Here is a 240-nt window from a genome sequence, read left to right on the forward strand (position 1 = left end):
CGACGGTGTGCTCTGCTCCGCGAATGTCCCCCGCTTCGCTCCTCCTTTATTTCGCTGCGCAGAGCACACCGCCAGCGTGAGCGTTATGAGGAGCGGTCGTTGATCAGCGATACACCGGCAGCGCGTCCATGTGCGAATGGCATCGGGTGTTCCCCGCAGCGAAATAAAGGAGGAGCGAAGCGGGGGACATTCGCGGAGGGGAGTACCCGGTGTCAGTCGCACGCGCCCCGAATGCCCCCG

Origin of the sequence: Variovorax sp. KBW07 (assembly GCF_003852515.1) — a bacterium.
Classification (GTDB): Bacteria; Pseudomonadota; Gammaproteobacteria; order Burkholderiales; family Burkholderiaceae_C; genus Variovorax.